This is a genomic window from Leptolyngbya sp. Cla-17 (assembly GCF_016807185.1).
Classification (GTDB): domain Bacteria; phylum Cyanobacteriota; class Cyanobacteriia; order Leptolyngbyales; family Leptolyngbyaceae; genus ULC077BIN1.
This window is the reverse complement of record NZ_JAEVYN010000001.1, coordinates 2,213,065-2,234,321: the sequence shown is the minus strand read 5'-3', so window position 1 is coordinate 2,234,321 and position 21,257 is coordinate 2,213,065. Positions and strand designations below refer to the sequence as shown.

Sequence of the window (21,257 nt, the reverse complement as noted above, 5' to 3'; positions counted from 1 at the left end):
TAGGTAACCATGTTGAATCTGAAATCTCCTGTTCAAGTTGATCAACGTACTCACTTGTTTCTAGAGCAAAATCCGTCTATTTCAGAATCCTTGATTGAGGAGCTTGGGCAAAATCTTAGTCAGGTCGCAACTTTTATCCAGCCTATCTTGAATGCGCCAAGCCGTTGCGAAATTAGCTCTAACTACATCCAAGCTGTCACTACTGGACGAACCACTTTTTTAACCACTAACCTGACTAATGTTCGCTCAACTCAAGTCACTGAAATGGCGAACAGTTGGTTGATCGGACGTAGTAACAATTGCGCGATCGCCATTTTGGAGAAGTCCATTTCTCGCTGCCACGCAGTAATCGGGCATCACCCTAATGAAGGTTTTTGTATTATGGATTTAGGCAGCAGCAACGGCACTTGGGTCAATGGCTCTAAGTTGGTCCCATTGCAGCAGCAGTTTCTTAAAGATGGAGATTTGATCGAGTTCAACAAGATTCGCGCAGAGTTCTTTGTTTCCGGCTGGGCTGCGCCTAAATCTTCTATCCAAGAGACCCACTATTAAAACCATTAAAAAGACAAAGGGACGGTGTTCGTAACGGTATTTATGTAGGAGCCGTCTCCAATGATGACAAGTAGCCATCTTCCATATAGATGATCCGGTCCGCCACATCTAAAATGCGGTTGTCGTGGGTCACTAACAAAATAGCTGACCCTTGCTGCTTCGCAAGTTTTTGCATGATTTCTACAACGTCTCGACCCGATTGTTTATCTAGGGCCGCAGTGGGTTCATCAGCTAAAACAATTTTAGGATGACTGGCAAGGGCGCGGGCGATCGCAACTCTTTGCTTTTGCCCACCCGATAGCTCTTGAGGATAGTAGTTGCTCCAATTGGCTAATCCAACCGCTTCTAACATCTCTTCGGCTCCACGTCGCCGCTCACGTTCAGATAAATTTTCATGCAATTCCATAGACATTTGCACGTTTTGGCGAGCAGTTAAAGAATCTAGCAAGTTATGCGCTTGAAAAATGTACCCAATATTGCGCCGTAATTCTACTAACAAGCGGTTTGGGGAACCATTCAATTCTCGGCTCAACACTTTTAGACTGCCTTCTTGGGTTGAACGAAGTGCCCCAATGAGAGTCAGCAAAGTGGTTTTTCCAGAACCGGAAGGTCCCATCATAATCACAATTTCTCCCGGTTGAATCTCTGTAGTGACCTCAAACAAAATTTGCTTTCGGAGTCGCCCTGAGCCGAAATAGTGATTCACATGGTCAATTGCAATGATTGGTTCTTGCCGCATTGATTAATAACTCTTCTACACGGAGCTTCTGTGTGATCGAAATCATACCGTTTACTGAGGTAGATCGCAGGCCTAAGTCTCCAAACATACTAATGTGTATGTGGGTCCCTCTGTCTATTTCTCTCAGGCTGACGTGCTTTCTCGACTGCTTGAATTCACTGATTGCAATGTTGGAACTTTTTATGAGTGCTGTCGCTGTCAATTCTCCATCACCTTTGCTAATTGCCCAAATTACCGATACTCATTTGTATGCCGATGCTCAAAAGGAGCTGTTAGGTTTGCAAACAAGTCAATCGTTTCAATGTGTGATTGAGCAAGTAAACGCTTTAGAGCAGCGGCCTGATCTGATACTTTTAACCGGTGATTTATCCCAAGACGGCACAGCAGAATCCTATGAACGATTGCATACAATGGTTTCACCGCTTGCAATTCCGACATACTGGCTGCCGGGAAACCACGATTGCCCAAAGACGATGGCGCAGGTGCTAACGCGATCGCCCATTTCGCCTCAAAAGTCTTTTTATGCCGATCCCTGGCATATTGTGTTGTTAGATTCCAGCGTACCTGGCTGTGTTCATGGCTACCTATCACCCGAAAGCTTGGAGTGGCTTGATCAAGAACTGAGGCAATCAAACGATGCCCCGGCTTTGATTGCCTTTCACCATCCGCCTTTTTTAAGTGGCTCCGACTGGATGAACGACATTGGGTTACTCAATGCGGAAGAATTCTTTGAGGTGTGCGATCGCCATTCTCACGTCAAGCTCGTTTTATTCGGGCATATTCACCAAAACTTTAGCCATCAGCGCAATCAAGTGCATTACTTAGGCACGCCCTCAACCTGCATTCAATTTAAGCCGAACAGCGTTAACTTTGCATTGGATGAAGAGCAGCCCGGTTTGCGTTTAGTGACACTTTATCCGGATGGAAAATGGGAAAGTGAAGTTGAGCGGGTTGTTTATAGCTGCAAACTTGATTTTGCTGCGGCAGGCTATTAATAGAAAGATAGTTCTGCTTGCAAGGGGCTATTTCTCATGTCAACTGATTTTTAGCAGAATTGTGTGAGCAATTAGAAGCCTATCAAGGACTTAAGGTGAGTCAACCGACCTTGTGTCGAGCGCCGCAACGCTTGAGGCTGACCCGTAGAAATCACTGTACGCGAGTGAGCAAGATACTCCTATGGTTCGTCAACAGCGAAATGAGTAACGTCGCTGGCTACAGCAGGTGGAGTGCACAATTGGGTGTTCATTGACGAAGCAGGCATTCCTCTGGGCAGGGTGCGCTTATTTTCACGAATTTTGTTGTGAGAACGGGCTGTCGATACTGTCTCCCGTAATCGTGGAGCGTTTCACCCATTGGGGCACTGAACCTTGATGGTTTGATTGCATCTATGACCCTAGAAAACGTGTCGATACTTCAGCACTCTTGAGTGATGTCCACGACGTTCTACCCACAATTATGGGTCGGGGCGATTGTTGTCATGGACACTCTCAAAGCCTCATCATGCTCATTTAGCTCGCAGGGTGATTAAAGCGGTGGGAGCACAGGTGGTCTTCTTACCTGCTAAGATTATGCGCTCAGTTGGTTCAATCACTGCGGTCTATTATTCACTTGAAATTTACTGTATACAGAAAACATCTGCCTATTCACCCGTTTTGGAGCGTTATCCGAAAAATTTCCGCCTAACACTAGTTAGGTGCCAAAATTCAGACAGCAAACACTGGAGATACAGGAAATCGGTATGGATGGTAAATGTCTTTGTGGTGCAATAACTGTCCGAACGCCAGATAAGAAGGGCATAGATGCCTGTCATTGCAGCATGTGTCGGCGATGGGGAGGTGGACCAGCATTAGGTATAGCGTGCGGCTCAGATGTGCAGATAGACGGTGTTGATAAACTGAAAGTGTATAAGTCCTCAGAATGGGCTGAAAGAGCTTTTTGTGGTGAATGCGGTACGCATCTGTTCTACAGATTGTTGCATACCAGTGAATATTTTGTTCCGGCAGGTCTTTTTCAAAATGAAATTGAGTTTGAATTCAAGGAGCAAATCTTTATCGATATGAAACCTGGTTACTATGAATTTGCTAATCAAACCTTGAACCTGACAGAAGCAGAAGTATTCGCCAAATTTGCGTCCAGTGAGAATATTGAAGGCACATAACACTAGCTCGTCACTCTGAAAGCCAAAGAGAGGTTTCAGATGCGATCGCCTTGAACTAGATCAGCAGTAGAGTGGAAGGAATTGTGGTCTTTGGGTTAGATTGCCTGTGACAATTTCCTCTTGGTGGGTAGTTCCAGTCCCGCTTTGGCTCCAACTTGGTTTGGTTGGGACTTGGTTGGGACTGGTTGGGCTGTCTGCGGAATGGCTATACAGGACAAAACTGGCAAGCCCAGAAGTGGTTCGCAAAGTGGTTCACATTGGCGTAGGGAATGTGATTTTGCTGGCATGGTGGCTGCAAGCTCCAGCATGGTTGGGCATTGGTGCCTCGATCGCATTTAGCGCGATCGCATTTCTGTCCTATCAGTTTCCCATTCTGCCCAGCATTAACGGGGTCGGGCGCAAAAGCTTAGGCACTTTTTTCTATGCTGTCAGCATTGGTCTATTGATTAGTTACTTCTGGACGATTGAGCAGCGTGAGTATGCCGTTTTAGGGGTTTTAGTCATGACTTGGGGCGATGGTTTGGCGGCTCTAATTGGGCAACGATTTGGCAAGCATCTCTACACGCTTTGGGATACCCAAAAAAGTTGGGAAGGTTCTTTGACAATGGCGATCGCCAGTTTTGTGGTTAGCAGCAGCATTTTGGTCAGCGTACAGGGCAATATTTGGCAATCCTGGATCATTTCTGTTGCGGTCGCCCTCTGGGCAACGGGGCTGGAAGCTTTTTCAAAGTTTGGGATTGATAATCTAACCGTTCCTGTGGGCAGTGCTGCGATCGCCTTTCTCCTAGGCTCTCTATTATTTTTAGAATAGGGAAGGGGATCTGTCATGGCAAAATCAGAGTAGTATCGTTCGCTAATTGGCAAATCGCGTTTCAAGACCTGTAACCGTTCCTCTTTTGCCTAGTTTCTCGCCTATTCTTAAAGCTATGCCCCCCGACCTAAAACCTCTGCCATTCAACAATATAGAGGCGTTTCCTCTCACCACTTCTCCACATCCTGAACAGCTAGACAACATCAAAGCCCAAATTGATTTGGTGTTACTGGCACTAGAAGCATTAACTGGGATTGGCTCTGAGGCGATGTTGCAAGCGGCGATCGACCTCAACCTGGAATCAATGGTGGCAGATCGAGTGGCATTATGGCGCTTGCGTCAATCCAACCCACTGCGTAAAGGGCAAGGTGGGCGTAAAAAGCTCGATGTGGAAGAAGCAAGGGCACTGGTTCTGATTAGCTGCCATTTGGCAAAGCAGCAGCATGAACTCATTCGACGGGCAGTGGCGTTACTTGAGCAGGTGACAGAACAACAGCGGCAACCTCATCAAACGGCTCTTTTAGGAGATTACTTAGATAAGTTCAACAATACCTATCAAGAACGCATGGAGGCAGGAGATGCAGTCTCTCCCGAAACACTGATGAATTTGGCACTAAAATTGCTGATTGATCTGCTGTTTTACAGCTCGAACCATGGATTTCGTCGGATGTGGTTAGCCCTGATCGATCGCACCAAGCTCCATTGAATTCATATACCAGTTTTCATATTTTTTCTCTCCCTAACTCCTAGCCCTTCATCCTAATCCCTCTTCTCTATGCTCCGATCTCCATCAGTCATGCGTCGCTATACCCCACCAACCTGCACTTTAGAGGTGATGGCAGAGAATTCAGCTTTATCTCGCTGGGCTGAGCAATCGGTTGTGAAGAATGTACGGTTTCACCTAAAGCTGGATGATCCGACCCTGTCTCAGGAGCGGTGGGTAGAGTTGAACGGCGATCGCGATCAGCTAGAAGACTTAAGACACACTGTAAATACTTACGTACAAACTTTTTTAGATCAATCTCAGGATTTTACATTTCCTTCTGCTGCGTCGATTGACCAAGATACTCCTAAGATTGCCGTCACCGATCCAGCCAAATCTAGCGATCCAACCGAATCTAGCGAAAAACCACTCTCTGGCTCTCATGAGCGAAACACCGTAGATATTAGCTTGCAACCCAGTGGATTGCTAAAGCACGATTTGAGCCTTGGCTCCTTAGCCACAGAAGAATCAGGAGCGGTAATTCGCCTAAGTACCCTACAGCTTTTCGATTTGGCAACCGCGCTGGATGACTATTCTGCTGACCTCTTGGAACTGCCTACCCTGCCAAAAACAGGCTGGTTTAGAGGTAGGGAAAATTGGGCACAGATCGCGGCGATCGCGGTGGCAGTTGTGGGCTTATCTGCATCAGCGCTCAAACTGTTGGATAGCTCGATGGCACCAACCGCAATGTCATCGAACCCCAGCCAGGACACTAGCAGCAACGACCAGCGCATAGCAACCCAAATTTCTCCATCGGTGGTCGATCAAGCCACTCCTCCAGTGATTTCGGCTGAAAGATTGCCACCCATTCCCCCGGTAGGATCAACTCCAAAAATCGAGATCCCTAAGCTGGCTCCGTCTCAACCTGCACCGGGTGCATCCTTGGCTAGTCCCACTTTACCCAGTTCTAAATCCCTTCCGCAAAATTCGATCGCAACGGTTCCGATTACCGGACTTCCAGATCACCCCACGATTATTACAGGCGAGAATGCAGCCGTAGCATCGAAAAAGACCGATCCATCCTCTGCCAGCGCAGACAGTGCTGCCTTAGCCAGCGGTCAAGTTGCGGCTGCGCCAGTGGAGCCAATCGGGCAATCATCGGCATCGCGTAGTGCTTTAAGCGGTGGCGATCGTGCAACGAATGCCACTGCTTTTGACACCATTCCCCAGGTGGCTGAAGTAAGAGCCTATTTCCAACAGCGATGGAAGCCCCCTGAGGGGCTGACTCAGACGCTTGAATATAGCCTTTTACTTGCGCCCAATGGCAGCATTCAAAGTGTCGTTCCACTACGGCAGTTATCAGGCGATTATATCGATCGAACAGGAATGCCACTTGTAGGAGATCCCTTCGTATCGGCAACTCCTAACGCACAAAGCGCCAAAATTCGTTTGGTTCTCAGCACCGATGGTAAAGTGCAAGCCTTCTTAGAACCAAACTAGAACGGCTTCTAAAAGCCACAACAATAAACAAAAGATCAACTTAAACTAACTGCCTGATTCTTGAGGGTTTGTAGAAACTTCTTCAGGAAGGGTTGCCGCTTTCACTACTTGAGCAGCTTTTCGAGACTCTAGCCAAAGCGGAATCACAATCCAAGCTGCCAAAATCACGAAGACTACCGCACTAAATTGACCTGCCAAGGCAACTAACTTATCTAACGGTACAAATTGACCTGCAAAGTAGGATAGCGTCACCATGACCGATGCCCAAGCCGCCGCCCCTAGGGTGTTATACAACATGAACTGCGGATAGGGCATTTCAGCAATCCCCGCCAAGGGACTAGCAAAAACTCGCAGCAGCGCCACAAACCTTCCCAAGAACACCGCTTTTGCTGAATTCTCACCAAACTGATTTTTCATGGCAATTAAGCGGGATTCAGGCACTCGAAAAACGCGCCCAACCCCCAGCATCAAAGGCCAACCGCCATATCGACCGACCCAGTAGCCAATATTGCCGCCCAAAATGGCACCCAGCACTGCATACCCCAAAACAAACCAATAATTAAGCTGATCGCTCCCCGCTAAAAAGCCCCCGGCTAAGGTGACCGTTTCGCCTGGAAGTGGAATTCCAATGTTTTCTAACAAAATTCCAAAAAAGATAACCCAATAACCATACTGCTGAGCTAAATTTTCAATCGATTCTAGGGAGATGAAATCCAGGGACATGATGCTGCCTTAACAAAAAGTCACTAATGTCACAATCTTGGCGCGTTGAGGCAAACTCTGTCAATTCGACCCAATAGATAGACGGCTTAACAAGATTTTCTAATCGCAGTTAGGTGCGTTTGGTGAGTTCTTGCTGAGCTTGAAGGGTGACCTGCTTAAGAATTTGAAAATCTGGTGATGATTTTGGTTGGTTAGCGACCTCCTGATCGCCTTCCTTTGTTGACTCAACCTTCCCTTGCAGCCACAACAAATACTCGATGTTGCCTGCGGGACCCACAAGCGGCGACCAGGTTAAACCAGAATAGGTCCATTCCAATGCTTGAGCGGCTTGCAGCACTTGTAAAATTGCATTCGCTTGATCGACAGGATCACGCACTACACCATTTTTGCCGATGCGATCGCGCCCTACTTCAAACTGAGGCTTAACTAATAGCACTACTTCTCGCGGCGGCTGTAATAGCGAATGGAGCGCGGACAGCACCTTGGTTATTGAAATAAATGACACGTCTAGAACGCCCAAATCTGCCACGGGGAGATCGCCCGTATACAAATCCTCAGGCTTTAAATACCGCAAATTAGTGCGTTCCAGCAACGTCACTCGTGGGTCTTGGCGCACAGTCCAGGCAACTTGCCCATAGCCGACATCAATGCCATATACCTGTGCCGCTCCCGCTTGCAGCAAACAATCGGTGAAGCCACCTGTGGAAATGCCGCCATCTAAACAGATGCGATCGGCGATGGAAATTTGAAAGTGGGCGATCGCTTTTGCCAGCTTTTCTCCACCCCTAGAAACATAGGGCGGTTTTTGCCGAACTTCCAGTAGGGCAGCCAGATCAATCTCCGTTCCTGGCTTATCCACCACCTGCTGATTCACCTTCACCTCCCCCGCCCGAATCACCCGCTGCGCCTGCTGCCGCGTCTCGCACAAGTTTCGTTCTACTAAAAGCACATCCAGTCGTTGTTTGGGCATGGTTTGGAGCTGTATGAAGCGTTACGTAATCCTGAGAAACATAGTAAAGTGCAAGCCGAGTGTGGATCTTTCGGGATAGGGATGAGATTGAGTCTAAAATGCTGGCTCGGATTGTCAAAATAAGGGATTAGAGCCAAGTGATTTATGAAAAGAACAAATCTCCTGAATGGCGATCGCAAGTGTCTGCGCCCTAATTCCCTGAACCCTGCTTCAGAGTTGCTTTTGCTTGCTGCCACAGAGCTTCCAGTTCCACCAGAGTATAGTTTTCCAGGGGGCGATCGGCAACGGCTTCCATCAGTTGCAGACGTTGAATGAAACGTTGATTGGTGCCTTGAAGAGCAGCGCTGGGATCGAGGTCATACCAACGAGCAAGGTTGACCACGGTGAATAGTAGATCGCCTAGTTCAGCTTCTTGGTGAGCTTTATCTTCACTGGCGATCGCTTCTTTGAATTCCGCCAGTTCTTCAGCAAATTTATCCCATACGCCATCCACGGTTTCCCATTCAAAACCAGCGGCACCCGCTTTTTTTGAGATTTTCATGCTTGCCATCATCGGCGGTAGCGATCGCCCATAGCGACTCAGTTTTTTGCTCAAGGGCAGCTCGACATTCGGGTCTTCTCCTTTTTCTACTGCCTTAATCTTCTCCCAATTGCGAAGTACCTCATCTAGACTCTGTACTTCAACATCACTGAACACGTGGGGATGCCGTCGGATCAATTTATCGGTAATGCCCTGCACCACCGTTTGCAGGTTGAATTGATTGGTTTCGCTGGCAATCTGCGCCTGAAGCACCACTTGAAGCAGCAAATCGCCAAGTTCTTCACAAATGGCGTTAGGATCACCGCTGCGAATGGCATCTACGGTTTCGTAGGCTTCCTCAATGATGTAGGGAACTAGGGTTTCTGGAGTTTGGGCAAGATCCCACGGACACCCATCATTGGGCGATCGCAACTGGGCAACCACCTCAATCAACTGCTGCACCGCCTTCAAAATTTCGGTTTGTTCGGGCGTTTGTTCCAGATTCCCCATGCTGCACCATTCACTACTAGTTCCATGCTTTCACTTTAGCGGCAGTTAAGCATTTTGCTAGGATTATTCCCCTTGCCCAACCAGCGTAAAAGCTGCCCAATCGCGGGGTTCGGGATATTGCTTCAGAGTGATTAGCATGGCTTCAGCTTTATCGGGATTTTTGAGCAATGCCTGATAAAACTCGGTCATCAATGTTGCGGTTGCGGCATCGGGGACTGCCCAAAGGGAAACGACCACGCTGGCAGTGCCTGCCAAAATCAGCGATCGCGATAGCCCGATCACACCATCTCCGGTAATTCGGTGCCTCTACGTGAATCATCAAAGGCTCAGATTTCCCCATAAAAAAACCCCGAAGATCCGGGGCGCAATGCGGTAGAAATCACTCTGCCTTGGCAGCATTCAGTCGTCGTGCTTACCAATCCACAGAAAAACCATCCAAGATGATCGAAGAGTTGTAAATTTGCAAAATAATCAGCAAAAATACCAGAAATAGACCCATGAAAACTCCCATCAGGAGGGTTGTTCCCCAACCAGGAACGACCTTACCGTATTCAGAATTTAAGGGCTTAAGGATGTCGCCTAACCGAGTCCGCTGTGCCATGGTCACCTTATGAGAATCTGGACAGAAGTTGTAAATGTTCGTTACATTATACGATGGCTGTGTACTTATAATTTTAATGCCAATGGAACCTGCAATAGCTCTTAACATTTCTATCTGTGCTGCCCTGGTAGGTCTGACTGGATACGCCATCTATACGGCATTTGGTCCTCCGGCAAAGAGCTTAGATGATCCGTTTGAAGATCACGAAGATTAGTCGCGATCGCGCTTTAACTTAAAACTAACTATTTTCCAGGGGGAAACGGTGATCGTTTGCCCCTTTGTTATGGGTTCACCGATTGGTTGCTCCAACAAATCCACAGCAGTCTCAATCCTCAGATTCACATCGCTGCTCAGGTTCAACTCCGCATCTTCGCCATGGCACTCATAGCAACGCAAAATCCACTCATCGGGCGCATCTTCCGATTGCTTCAACGCCATTAATACTAAATTTTCCGCGCCCAAATCGAGCAGAGATCCCACGGGTGGAAGCGTTCCAGATTGAGACATTTGATCTGCGTTGAGTTCAACTACTTGCAACGGCAGATCCAACTCATAGCCACGTCGCACCGTTTGCGCCTGTTTCCAATCGCCTGCATGGGGATAAATCGCATAGGTGAAAGTGTGCCATCCTTTGTCGGCTTCTGGATCTGGCCACTCCGAGCCACGCAATAACGTCAGCCGAAGCTGATTGGGTTGAGCATCGTAGCCATACTTGCAATCATTCAATAAGCTCACGCCGTAGTTGCGGTCGCTCAAATCTGCCCAGCGCATGGCCGGAACTTCCCACTGTGCCTGTTCTGCCTCGGTTTGCGGCTTCGTGGTGCGCTGAATAGAGCCACAGGGAATTTCGTAGGTGGCAAAGTCAGCTTCCAGATTAAGTGGAAATGCAGCTTTGACCAGAACGTGTCGCTCTTGCCAACCCACCGAATTTTCAACTTTGAGGATGGGTGATCCTTTTGGCAGTGCGTAGGTCTGAGTAAAGGTGGAGTCTCCAATTTTTCGCTTAACCTGAATACGTGTCTCTAGTGAACCATAGAAGAAACTATCTATGCTGAGCAGATCGCAGGTAGGTAAGGGAAAATTTTGGTAGTTTGGATCGATATTCCACGCATCCCAATATTGCCCTTTATCCTCAAACGCTTGCAGTTGAGCATCAGAACATTTCAACACTTCGACTTGGTTGACCTTATCAAACACGCTAGACAAATCTCCAGTCAGCGGATCGACTATGACGCATAGAAACTCGTTCTCTAACGTGAATGAATCAGCTTTGGATTTAGGGGGTTCTTGACTGGAAGTTTCATAATAAAACCAAAAGCAACGATAGCCCACTGAAGGAATGTTTTCTGCAAGAAATGACATTCTCCAATGAGTTCGATTTGAGTGTGGGTAATAATGCCCGTAGGAGTAAAACTCGACTTCTTGTCCATCTGAGCTGCAAATGCGACAAGGAGACTCCTCTTTCCTATTTCCAACTACAGATTCAATTGACCTCAGATCAACTACTTCTGTCCGCTGCCAATTCAAAGGATTAAAAACCACCATAGGAACTGCATCGGGATAAGGGGGGTCAGGTAAGTTGACCTGAGCAGCGATCGCCTGTTGAGAGCGATCGATAATTTCAAAGCAAACTTGCTCAACTTCTCTCCACGCTTCATTGGCATCAAGAAACACTTGTGTAATTGAAGAACCCGGTAAAATGTCGTGGAATTGATTCAACAGCACTTTCTTCCAAGCCTTTTGCAGTTCAGCTTTGGGATAGGTTGCTCCCGTTGAAATGGTTGCCAATGATGCCCATAACTCTGCTTGATACAACAACTCTTCTGATCGACGATTAAACCGCTTTTGCTCGGCGTGAGTGGTGTAACAGCCGCGATGGAATTCCAGGTAGAGGTCGGAATTCCAGGTCGGAAGAACGTGCGGAGTGCGAAGTGCAGGGTACGGAGTTTCAGTTGTTGCTGTATTCTCCTGACTTCTAACTTCTAAGTCCTGGCTCTTTATTTCTTCCAAATACTTTGACACGGTGCCAAATTTCATCTGCGGAAAAAAGGGCGATCGCTGCCAACGTTGCGCCACTTCTAGCATGTCGCGGGTGGGTCCGCCGCCATGATCACCCACACCAGGTAGCCAGAGGGTAGTCTGCAAGCCTGTTTTTTGCTCTAGGTTCCAGGCAAAGTCCGTCATTTTCACGGGATCGATCGCTTCACCAATTGGGGCTGACATTAAGCTGAAAACCTGCGTACCGTCGGGTGATTGCCATTGAAACACTTCGTGGGGAAATTTTGTGGTGTCGTTCCAGCGCAGCTTTTGGGTGACGAAGTAATTTACGCCGCCCTGCTTGAGGATTTGAGGCAACTGCCAAGTGAAGCCGAATGTATCGGGCACCCAGGCGATCGTGCAGGTTTGCCCAAACTTTTCTTGGATATAGCGCTGCCCATACAGCACTTGCCGCACAATCGATTCGCCGCTGATCAGGTTCAACTCTGGCTCAATCCAAAATCCGGCAACGATTTCCCACTTTCCAGCTTTTACCTGTTCCTGAATGTGAGCGAACAAATCAGGACGATTGTGTTCCATCCATTCATATAAAGCAGGCGTAGTGTGGGCAAACGTCAGTTCGGGAAAGTCTTGTTGCAGGTTGAGGACAGAGCGAAAGGTGCGCTCTGCGGCTTCCCAGGTTTCTGCTACTGTCCATAGCCACGCCATATCCAGGTGGGCGTGTCCGACCAGGGTAATGTGGCGCTGTTTGATCGGTTCTGCTAGCGGTAAAAGGGTTTGGCGGAGGGTTTGGAGTGAGGCAGTGAAGGGGTGGAGGAGTGGAGGGGTGGAGGGCGTTGAAGCTAAGGAAGCCCAGTCAATTTTGGCAATGGCATTATCTAGGGTGTCCAGCTTTTCGGGTTGAAATTGTTCGAGAAAGGTGTGCAGAACGGCGAGTTCATTGGCAACAAAGGCGGGTTCTGGAAAATCATTGGGGTCGAATGTTTCGTAGTGACAAACTGATTTCATTAGCGCGCCGTCTTCATGGATGGGGCTGATGAGACGCAGGGCGATCGCAAACTCATCGCCAGCCTTGACACTAGAACTCAGCAGGATTCGGGGGGCACAGTCAAACAAATCCCCTGACTGCACTAGCTCACCATTGACGTAGACTTGCGCATCCGTCGCCCACCACAATAAAGCCAATCTTAAACACATCCCGTCTAGCGGGTAGCCGTGCAAATCAGCGGGAACCTTCACTATTCGCGAAAGCCAGCGTACCGTCTGTCCAATTTTCCAGGGATGGTGGTCTTTGGCGTTGACTTCGCTGATTGCCAAACTCTTCCAGCTATCGGGGTTGGTAGCGTCACTTGGTGGCAAATCATCATCACGATATCGCCAGCCCGGTTGAATGCTGATCTGACTCAGGCACCGCAGACGGGCGATCGTCGCCAAAATTTGCTCGGATGGGGAAGAAGCCAACTGACTCACGTTTACATACCACTCAACGATTCATATCCTAGAACTAATGCGTTGCAGCGATCGCTCAACTCATTTAAAGAAAAGCTGAGAACGGTTTAATCAATACTGCTGAGCAAAGTTAGGAGTTTTTTGGCTACTGCCGACCAGGGGCGCGATCTCTTGTTCTACTCAGGTTTTAGCAATTTCTAATTGCTATGCTTGTTCATGGAAAATACCGATACATTTCCTTGCGATGTAGTACGCGAATAAAGGTAATCGTACCCTCATTCTCTACGAAGCCAATTCGATAATTGCCAACTCGAATACGGTAATAATTTCCATCCGCCTTAAGCTTTTTTATATTGCTAGCATCCAAAAAACTTTCAGCAGTTTCAATTTTTTCAATTACAGCTTTGACTTTTGCAAGTAAATCTTCATCTCGAAGCTTGCCAAGATCTTTTTCAAAGCTTTTTCTAAACTCAACTTTCACGCTTTGGCTCCAAAAGTTGAAAGATGGACTCGCGTCCAACCAATTCAGTTATCTCACCTTCGGCGATCGCTCTCTCCATTGCTATATCTTCAATAATCTCTGCCAAAAATTCAGAAACCTCTTCACGGTTATCACGAATGAGTTCAATGATCGCACTTTTCAAAATCTCTTTAAGTTGATTTGGGTTTAGAGCAATCTCAGACATGGTGCCTCCATTCGATTAGTTTGAGTTTGATAAATTGATTCCTAACGGTTCAAGCTGCTGATTGATCCAAGCGATCGCGGTTGCTTCGTTGGCTTTGATCGCCGGTTCTACTCCTGTTTTAGCAGTTTCCAACAGTTGCTTAGATTGCCCCCGATTTTAATAAATGGTCTTCAATTTCCACCGAGGACTTACGGCGTAACAATATTGCTCAATACGGTTGCAAACTCTTTAACGACGATTGACCAGGGGCGTGATCGCAGCCAGTCAGCACTGGCAAGGCTACGCTGTTGCGCTTCGGCACGGTGGACATAAAGGTATTCCAGAGTTTCCACCAGTTCTTCCACATCCGATTCACCCCAGCCTTCTACACCCACAAATTCGGCAGGCGCTTTGACTCGGCGTTGTGATTGCAGCGGGAAACCTAAATTGTGTTGAGTCAGATCCCGGTTGCCTGTGTTGTTGGACAGCACCGTTGGCACGCCGCAGGCAAGGCTAGCGATCGCGCTGTGGTTGAGTCCGGCTTCACAGCGATTGGGGAAAACAGCAACATCGACTTGGCGTAGGACTTGACTTAATAGGGCATAAGCCACAGGTTCAAGCACCAGGAAAGACTCACTGGGCAATCCGTTTTGGCTCAGCCATTGAGCGGTTTCAGGCTGCCCTTGCGGGTTGAGTTTTGGCACTCCAGTGACATGATGAGCGTGATCAAGCCCTTGAAGAGAATTACCGTCTGTCCACCAGGCGGTTAATAGCAAAGCATCGGCATGGCGGCTTTGGAAGGCTTTGAAGGCAGCAATCAAGACATCCTGACCATGGGTATAGCTCAGCTTGCCAGGAGGAAAGATGACAAAGCGATCGCCCAACCAGTCACCCTTTTTGCCTGGATAAAACAAGGTTGGATCAATGCCCTGAAGCCCTATTTGAGAGACTTCCAGCCCGTAGCTTCTGAGCAGATCCGCATTCCATGTGGAACCCGTGACAATCGCCCGACAGGATTTTGCTGCTGCCAATGCCGGATTATCCAAATGCGTGTCTTCTAAGGCAACTAGGGCAATCGTTTGCTGGGGATTGGCAGGCGGACTAGGGGCAATTGGTGTAAAGCCATCCGCGATCGCTTGTAGCCGCAGCCCATTCGATGGATTACTGGATTCTGCTTCCAATGACTGCAACAGCGCCACTTCTAGCGGAGTTAGAGAGTTAGACGCAGCCAGCGGATGCTGAAGCACAGGCTCGAACTGGGAATGGTGCCGCAGATGCAATGCTAATTGAGTTCCCAAAATGCCCCAGTTCGTCACTCCGTTGAGATGCCAGGAGAGAGAAATGGGGGATAACGAGGTTCGAGTGTCGATGGGATGTTCGGCGTGAAGCGTACGGGGTGCGGCAGGCAGCGTGTGTACTGTGTCATTTGCCGCCTGGCGGTCATTGGCACTGCGTAAGGAGTCACTCACAGTGCGTTCTAACTCGTTCCGAATGTGCTGCATCATGCTGTCCCAGTCGCCGGGATGGGGCTGCCGGAATAGGCGTAGGGTGGGATACCAGGGGCTGTCGTCGCGATCGAGCATCCAGCGCCAGTCGGGGGCGAAGGCGAGCAGCACCCATACGGGTTTGCCGAGCGCTCCGGCGAGATGGGCAACGGCAGTATCGACGGTGATGATCAGGTCTAGCTGGGCGATCGCGCAGGCAGTATCCGCAAAGTCTTGGAGCTGCGACCCAACATCATGGACTGGCAATGTACTTAACTCGGCAGCGGCATCTCCTTTTTGCAGACTGTAAAAGGTGACATTTGCCAGGTCAAACAAGGTGGAAAATTGCTCTAGGCGGCAGGAGCGAAAACGATTGTTGCGGTGACTGGGATTGCCTGCCCACACAAGACCCACTTTGAAGGAGGGTCGGATTAACTCCTGCGGAGACGCTATGCGAACGGAGTTTGGGGTTTGGGATGGAAGCGAAAAAGTAGACGTTGAGTCAAGCAAGTAGGGAATATCGACGGGAATGGTATCAAGGGTGGTACCGAGGATACGGGGCAGGTTCAGCAGGGGCGCATGAACATCAAAGGGCGGCAGCGGGGCATCTTGAGGAACCAGTTGGTCGATGCTAGGAATAGGAGTGAGCAGTCGTAGTAGGGGTTCCTGACACTCCACAATGACTCGTCCACCACGGGCTTTAACAAGGGGCGCATAGCGGATAAATTGTAAGGTGTCGCCCATGCCCTGTTCCGCGTGGAGCAAAATGGTTTTGCCGTTCAAGTCACTGCCATCCCACTCCGGCTGGGCAAATGGGCGGACTGCCCAGCCTTCTTGCTGCCAACGCCATTGATATTCCACAAAGCCTGTGGTGAAATCGCCTGTCAGCAACAGTGCATGCCCCAGATTTTTGTGGGCGTTGACGAAATCGGGCTGGAGTGCGATCGCCTGACGGTAGGCAGCGATCGCCTCAGTGACTCGATTTGATCGCCGCAGCGCAAACCCCAAATTATAGAAAGCATCGGGTGAATCAGGTCTTGCTGCTACAACCTGTTCTGCATGATGCACCGCTGTCTCTGGACGATTCAAATCCAGCAGCACCACACTCAAATTTTGATGCACATTTGGATTGGCAGAATTGATCGCCAGTGATCGCTCGTAGCAGGCGATCGCGTCCTCAAACTCTCGCTGTTCTTGCAATGCGCCGCCCAAGTTACCCCATCCTTCCGCAAAATCAGGCTGGAGTTGAGTTAGATGACGCAAGTGGGCGATCGCTTCCTCAGAGCGCTTCGTCTGGCATAAAATCACGCCCAACACATGCAGCGCATCCGCTTGATCAGGCTGTTGCTGCAAAATTTGACGATAAAGTTGCTCCGCCTTAGCTAATTCCCCATTGTGATAATGCTGTAAAGCGGTGGAAAGGCGTTCAGTCGTTCGGGGTTCGGGGTTCGGGATTCGAGGTTCGGGGTTCACACTCCGTACTCCGTACTCCGCACTCCGCACTTGATTCACACTCCGTACTCCATCCTCGGCACTCCGCACTGCTTCCAAGGCTGTTCTGACTTGCTGCAACACGCTATCCCAGTCTCCGGCGGTGGGCTGGCGAAAAATTCGCACGGTGGGATACCAGGGGCTATCATCGCGGTGCAGCATCCAGCGCCAGTCAGGGGCGAAGGGCAATAGGAGCCAAGTCGGTTTGCCCAAGGCTCCGGCAAGATGAGTGACGGCCGTATCGACGCTGATGATCAGATCCAACTCCTGAATCAGGCTAGCGGTATCGATGAAATCGGTTAGCAAGTCGTGCAGATCATGCACCTGAGGATGCGATCGCAGCAAGGCTAAATCGTCGTCAACCAAATCTTTTTGCAAGCTGTAAAGCTCTACATTGGGCAAATCTGCCAGCAATAGCAAGTCTGCTAGCGGCACGGCGCGATTGCGATTGTAGGGATTTCCGGGGTTGCCAGACCAAACGAAACCGATTTTAAGCGGAGCCGCAAGAGAAGAATTAGACGAAGGGGCAGGGAGCGCAGCAGCAGACGTTGGAGGGATTAAATAAGGAATGTCGGCAGGAATCGTTTCGGGGGTGATTCCTAGAATGGTAGGTAGGCTGAGGAGGGGAGCTTGAATGTGATACGGGGGAGGAGCGCTACCGTAAGGGACTAAAGTTTCTACGCCGGGAAGGGTTTGCAGCAGGTTAACGAGGGGCGGATGACATTCCAAAATGACGCGACCGCCAAGCTGCACAACCAAGGGCACATAGCGAACAAATTGAATTAGGTCGCCCATGCCTTGTTCCGCATGGAGGAAGATCAATTGACCTTTAAGCGGGGAGCCATCCCAACGAGGACCAGGAAAGTCGCGCAGAGATTTGAAGCTGGGCAGATTGACATGTTTGCGCCATTCATATTCTGCAAAGCCCCGCTCTAGATCGCCACCCACCAGCAGGGTCAAGGCTTTGTTCCAGTGCGCTTCTGAAAAATTGGGTTCGATCGCTGTTGCCTGGTCGTAATACTGGATGGCAGTTTGCAAATCGCCTTCATCGCGAAAGATGTTGCCCCAGTTGTTATAGGCTTTGGCGTAATCGGGTTTGAAGCTGATCGCCTGCTGATAATGCACGGCAGCTTCGGCAAAGTTGCCCATTTCTTTTAAGGCATTGCCTAAGTGATTCAAGGCTTGGGGAAAATTGGGGCGCACTGCCACAGCTTGCCGATAGGCGGCGGCAGCTTGCTCGAAGTTGCTCATGGCATAGTAGGCAAGCCCCAAATTGTTGTAAGCATCGGCGTAGGTAGGATTCATCGCGATCGCCTGCTGGTAGTGATGCACGGCTTCCGCTAAGCGCCCCTTTTCCCGCAGGGCATTGGCGTAATTATTATGAGCATCCGCATAATCGGGCTTCAACGCCAACACCTTTTGATAGTGGGCGATCGCGTCATCGAACTTGCCCTGTTCGTGCAAAGCAACTGCCAGATTGTTGTAAGAGTCGCAATGGTTGGGATCAGCGGCGATCGCCCGTTGATAGTGGGCGATCGCATCATCCAAATTGCGTTCTTGATGGGCGATCAGTGCCAGCAAATGCCACCCGTCAGCCAAATCTGGCTGTTGTTCCAGCACATCTCGACAGGTTTGTTTTGCCGCTTCAATTCGTCCCGCTTGATGGTGACGAACTGCGACCTTGAGCGATTCGGGCAAAGTGGATTTGGGGGGAGGATTAGGTGTCGGGTGCGGAGTGCGGAGTGCGGAGTTTTGTAAGTCCTTCGGACTGGCTTTGCCAACGCGTAGCGTTCCCCCAGGGAGGATTTTGCTAGCGTCAGCGGCGCTTTGCGCTTTTGGGTTTTGAGTGAAAGAGGGGAAGGCAAGAGGATCAGCCTTTGCGTCAATATCTTTGCCTTTCTGTTTTTTGTGCTTAGTTTTGGGCTTTTTCCTTTCTTCCTTTTTATTCTCTGCTCCTTGCCCCCTGCCCTCTGACCGTTCCTCCTCGCCTGTAACTCGCGCCACCAATGCCGCTTTTAATGCTTCCAACACGGGTTCCCAATTACCGTAACTGGGCTGGCGAAATAGACGCATGGTGGGATACCAGGGACTGTCGTCGCGATCGCACATCCAGCGCCAGTCGGGGGCGAAGGGCAGTAGGAGCCAAGTGGTTTTGCCTAAGGCTCCGGCAAGGTGAGCGACGGCAGTATCAACAGCAATAATCAAATCCAACTGCTGAATTAAAGAGGAGGTGTCGGTGAAGTTATTCAGCAGCGATCGCAAATCCTGGACTTCTGGATGGGCTTGCAGCAGTTCCAAATCTTCGGGCTTGGGTTCTTTTTGCAGGCTATAGAGACTTACTCCAGGGATTTGGGCGAGGGGAAGCAGTAATTCTAGGGGACAAGTGCGCGATCTATTGTAGGGATTTTGGGGATTGCCATCCCACACGAAGCCGATTTTGAGGGAAGCAGGAATTGGAGAACTAGAAGTTGGGGAAGGAAGGGAAGGAGTGGATGGTGAAGAGGGTAAATAGGGAATGTCAGCTGGGATATTTTCTAAGGTAGTGCCAAGGATGAAAGGCAAGCTCATCAGCGGTGCGTGAACATCAAAGGCAGGCAGTGGAGTGCCATAGGGAATAATCTGCTCAACAGCGGGAATCGATTGCAGCAGGTTAGCTAAGGGTGGATGACATTCTAGAATAATGCGTCCGCCTTGCTGAGCAACAAAGCCTATGTAGCGGATAAATTGAATGGTGTCGCCCATGCCCTGCTCGGCGTAGAGCAAAATAGTTTTGCCATCTAATGGGCTGCCGTCCCAGCGAGGTTGGGTAAAGTTGCGGGGAGGATTTTGCTCAATAAACTTGCTCCACTCAAAGCGCTGCTCATATCCAGCAAAGCCATTTTCCAGGTCGCCAATCAGCAGGTAATTGAGGGCTTTGTTCCAGTGAGCTTCGATAAAATCGGGCTTGAGTTCGATCGCGCGATCATATGCGGCGAAGGCAGCATCCAAATCGCCAGAGTTGCGTCGGGCAATGCCTAGATTATTGTAGGCTCCAGCAAAATCGGTATGGGTGGCGATCGCCTGTTCAAAATGCTCAAAGGCTTCGTCAAATTCACCAATGTATTGCAGCATGTTGCCCAAATTGCTCCGCACTTCGGCAAGTTCAGGCTTCAGTTCTACAGCTTTACGGTAGCAGGCGATCGCGTCCTCTAAGCGATCGAGTTCTTGGTAGGCATTGCCCAAGTTGTTGTAGATTTCCGCAAAACCGGGCTGAAGCGATAGCGCCTGTTCCAGGTAGGAAATTCCTTCTACGGTTTTTTTCTGATCCCGCAGTACGGCTCCCAAATTGCTCAAGGCTTCCACGAAATTAGGACGCAGCTCTAGGGCACGGTGATATTCAGCGACGGCTTCATCTCGTTTGCCTAGCCGCTGTAAGGCATTGCCCAGATTGTTGCAGGCTTCGGCATAGGTGGGGCGCAGCGCTAATGCTTGACGATAGGAGGCGATCGCTTCTTCGGTGCGATCGCTTTCTAGCAAAAGATTGCCCAAGTTATTGCACACGCCGGGATAGTCAGGACGGATGACCAGCGCTTGTTTAAATGCAGCGATCGCCTCTTCCACCTTGCCCTGTTCTTGCAGCACCATCGCCAAATTGTTGTAGGTGTCGGCGGAGTCGGGTTTTAAGGTCAGCAGATGGTTGAACTGGGCGATCGCTTCATCTAGCTTGCCTTGCTGGTGCAGGGTTGAGCCAAGGCTAATGTGGGCATCAATATATGTAGGCTTGAGGGCGATCGCCTGCCGAAAATAGTCAATGGCTTTGTCGAGCTTGCCCTGAATCCGCCAAATAATACCGAGATTGTGATGAGCATCAACATAATTTGGCTTCAGTCGTAGCGCCGTTTGATAGGACTGAATCGCCTCGTCTAGCTTGCCTTGCTCCTTGTAACTAATGCCAAGATTGTTGTGGGCTTCAGCATAGTGAGGATTGAGGGCGATCGCGTCCTGGTAACAGGCGATCGCGTCTGCCGCACTGCCGCTTTCCTTCAAAGCATTGCCCAAATTGCTCATCACCTCTGGCTGATTGGGCTTCAGCGCTAGTGCTTTGCGGTATTGCTCCACCGCTTCGGTGTATTTCCCTTGAGCCTTCAGCACAATCGCCACGCTGTTATGAGACTCAGCAGCGGGTTTTAAGGTCAACACTTGCTCAAAACAGGTGAGCGCTTCGTCGTAGCGACCCAGTTCATGCAGCAATGCTCCCAGCAAGTTGAGGGCATCAATCGATTCGGGCTGCTGCTCCAGGAGCGATCGATAGACCTGCTCAGCCTCAGCCCTGCGTCCTGATCGTTGATGATCGAGGGCAGTGGTAATTGAAATCGACCCTTGGTTCATCGGCGGCTCCCTGCC

General features: G+C 49.6%; 17 protein-coding genes. 7 read left to right on the top strand and 10 right to left on the bottom strand.

Features of this window, described 5'->3' with window-relative positions; genetic code table 11:
• Positions 1-9 precede the first annotated feature (9 nt).
• Positions 10-552: an FHA domain-containing protein gene (locus JOY44_RS09980; RefSeq protein WP_171573428.1), complete on the top strand. Its 543-nt coding sequence runs from the start codon at positions 10-12 to the stop codon at positions 550-552.
• Between the two features lie 40 nt (positions 553-592).
• Here JOY44_RS09980 and JOY44_RS09975 read toward each other — a convergent pair whose 3' ends face one another.
• Positions 593-1,291 carry a DevA family ABC transporter ATP-binding protein gene (locus tag JOY44_RS09975; protein ID WP_171573427.1) on the bottom strand — a complete coding sequence of 233 codons (699 nt, stop codon included), beginning with the start codon at positions 1,289-1,291 and terminating at the stop codon, positions 593-595.
• A 182-nt stretch (positions 1,292-1,473) separates the two neighbouring features.
• Here JOY44_RS09975 and cpdA point away from each other — a divergent pair, with 182 nt between their 5' ends.
• From cpdA to JOY44_RS09950, 5 genes are all read left to right on the top strand, one after another.
• Complete coding sequence (gene cpdA / locus JOY44_RS09970) at positions 1,474-2,286, top strand: 3',5'-cyclic-AMP phosphodiesterase (RefSeq protein WP_171573426.1); 813 nt, start codon at positions 1,474-1,476, stop codon at positions 2,284-2,286.
• Between the two features lie 743 nt (positions 2,287-3,029).
• On the top strand, positions 3,030-3,449 hold the full coding sequence (locus tag JOY44_RS09965) for a GFA family protein (RefSeq protein ID WP_171573824.1): 420 nt from the start codon (positions 3,030-3,032) through the stop codon (positions 3,447-3,449).
• A gap of 106 nt (positions 3,450-3,555) precedes the next feature.
• Entirely contained in the window at positions 3,556-4,260 is a 705-nt protein-coding gene (locus JOY44_RS09960) for a diacylglycerol/polyprenol kinase family protein (RefSeq protein WP_197985101.1), read from the top strand.
• A 115-nt stretch (positions 4,261-4,375) separates the two neighbouring features.
• Entirely contained in the window at positions 4,376-4,966 is a 591-nt protein-coding gene (locus tag JOY44_RS09955) for a DUF3038 domain-containing protein (protein WP_171573425.1), read from the top strand.
• A gap of 69 nt (positions 4,967-5,035) precedes the next feature.
• Entirely contained in the window at positions 5,036-6,463 is a 1,428-nt protein-coding gene (locus tag JOY44_RS09950) for a DUF4335 domain-containing protein (RefSeq protein ID WP_171573424.1), read from the top strand.
• A gap of 45 nt (positions 6,464-6,508) precedes the next feature.
• On the opposite strand, the gene JOY44_RS09945 is transcribed toward JOY44_RS09950, so the two are convergent.
• The 5 genes from JOY44_RS09945 to psbH form a co-directional block, all read right to left on the bottom strand.
• Complete coding sequence (locus tag JOY44_RS09945; RefSeq protein ID WP_171573423.1) at positions 6,509-7,186, bottom strand: DedA family protein; 678 nt, start codon at positions 7,184-7,186, stop codon at positions 6,509-6,511.
• Between the two features lie 109 nt (positions 7,187-7,295).
• Positions 7,296-8,156 (bottom strand): TlyA family RNA methyltransferase, encoded by an 861-nt coding sequence (locus tag JOY44_RS09940; protein ID WP_171573422.1) that lies wholly within the window; start codon positions 8,154-8,156, stop codon positions 7,296-7,298.
• Between the two features lie 190 nt (positions 8,157-8,346).
• Positions 8,347-9,186 carry a nucleoside triphosphate pyrophosphohydrolase gene (gene mazG, locus JOY44_RS09935; RefSeq protein WP_171573421.1) on the bottom strand — a complete coding sequence of 280 codons (840 nt, stop codon included), beginning with the start codon at positions 9,184-9,186 and terminating at the stop codon, positions 8,347-8,349.
• Between the two features lie 63 nt (positions 9,187-9,249).
• Positions 9,250-9,483: a CHAT domain-containing protein gene (locus JOY44_RS09930; protein ID WP_171573822.1), complete on the bottom strand. Its 234-nt coding sequence runs from the start codon at positions 9,481-9,483 to the stop codon at positions 9,250-9,252.
• A 115-nt stretch (positions 9,484-9,598) separates the two neighbouring features.
• Entirely contained in the window at positions 9,599-9,787 is a 189-nt protein-coding gene (gene psbH, locus JOY44_RS09925; RefSeq protein ID WP_171573420.1) for a photosystem II reaction center phosphoprotein PsbH, read from the bottom strand.
• A gap of 82 nt (positions 9,788-9,869) precedes the next feature.
• On the opposite strand from psbH, the gene psbN reads away from it, so the two are divergent.
• Complete coding sequence (gene psbN / locus JOY44_RS09920) at positions 9,870-10,001, top strand: photosystem II reaction center protein PsbN (protein ID WP_171573419.1); 132 nt, start codon at positions 9,870-9,872, stop codon at positions 9,999-10,001.
• Here psbN and JOY44_RS09915 read toward each other — a convergent pair.
• The 4 genes from JOY44_RS09915 to JOY44_RS09900 form a co-directional block, all read right to left on the bottom strand.
• The gene (locus JOY44_RS09915; RefSeq protein WP_171573418.1) at positions 9,998-13,255 is read right to left on the bottom strand and encodes an alpha-mannosidase; all 3,258 of its coding nucleotides are present in this window, start codon (positions 13,253-13,255) and stop codon (positions 9,998-10,000) included. The two genes, psbN and JOY44_RS09915, sit on opposite strands and share 4 nt — an antisense overlap.
• Positions 13,256-13,448: 193 nt before the next feature.
• Positions 13,449-13,715 (bottom strand): type II toxin-antitoxin system RelE family toxin, encoded by a 267-nt coding sequence (locus tag JOY44_RS09910; RefSeq protein ID WP_171573417.1) that lies wholly within the window; start codon positions 13,713-13,715, stop codon positions 13,449-13,451.
• On the bottom strand, positions 13,705-13,920 hold the full coding sequence (locus JOY44_RS09905) for a hypothetical protein (protein WP_171573416.1): 216 nt from the start codon (positions 13,918-13,920) through the stop codon (positions 13,705-13,707). Before JOY44_RS09905 ends, JOY44_RS09910 begins: the two co-directional genes overlap by 11 nt.
• A gap of 188 nt (positions 13,921-14,108) precedes the next feature.
• Positions 14,109-21,242 (bottom strand): tetratricopeptide repeat protein, encoded by a 7,134-nt coding sequence (locus tag JOY44_RS09900; protein WP_171573415.1) that lies wholly within the window; start codon positions 21,240-21,242, stop codon positions 14,109-14,111.
• Between the last annotated feature and the right edge of the window lie 15 nt (positions 21,243-21,257).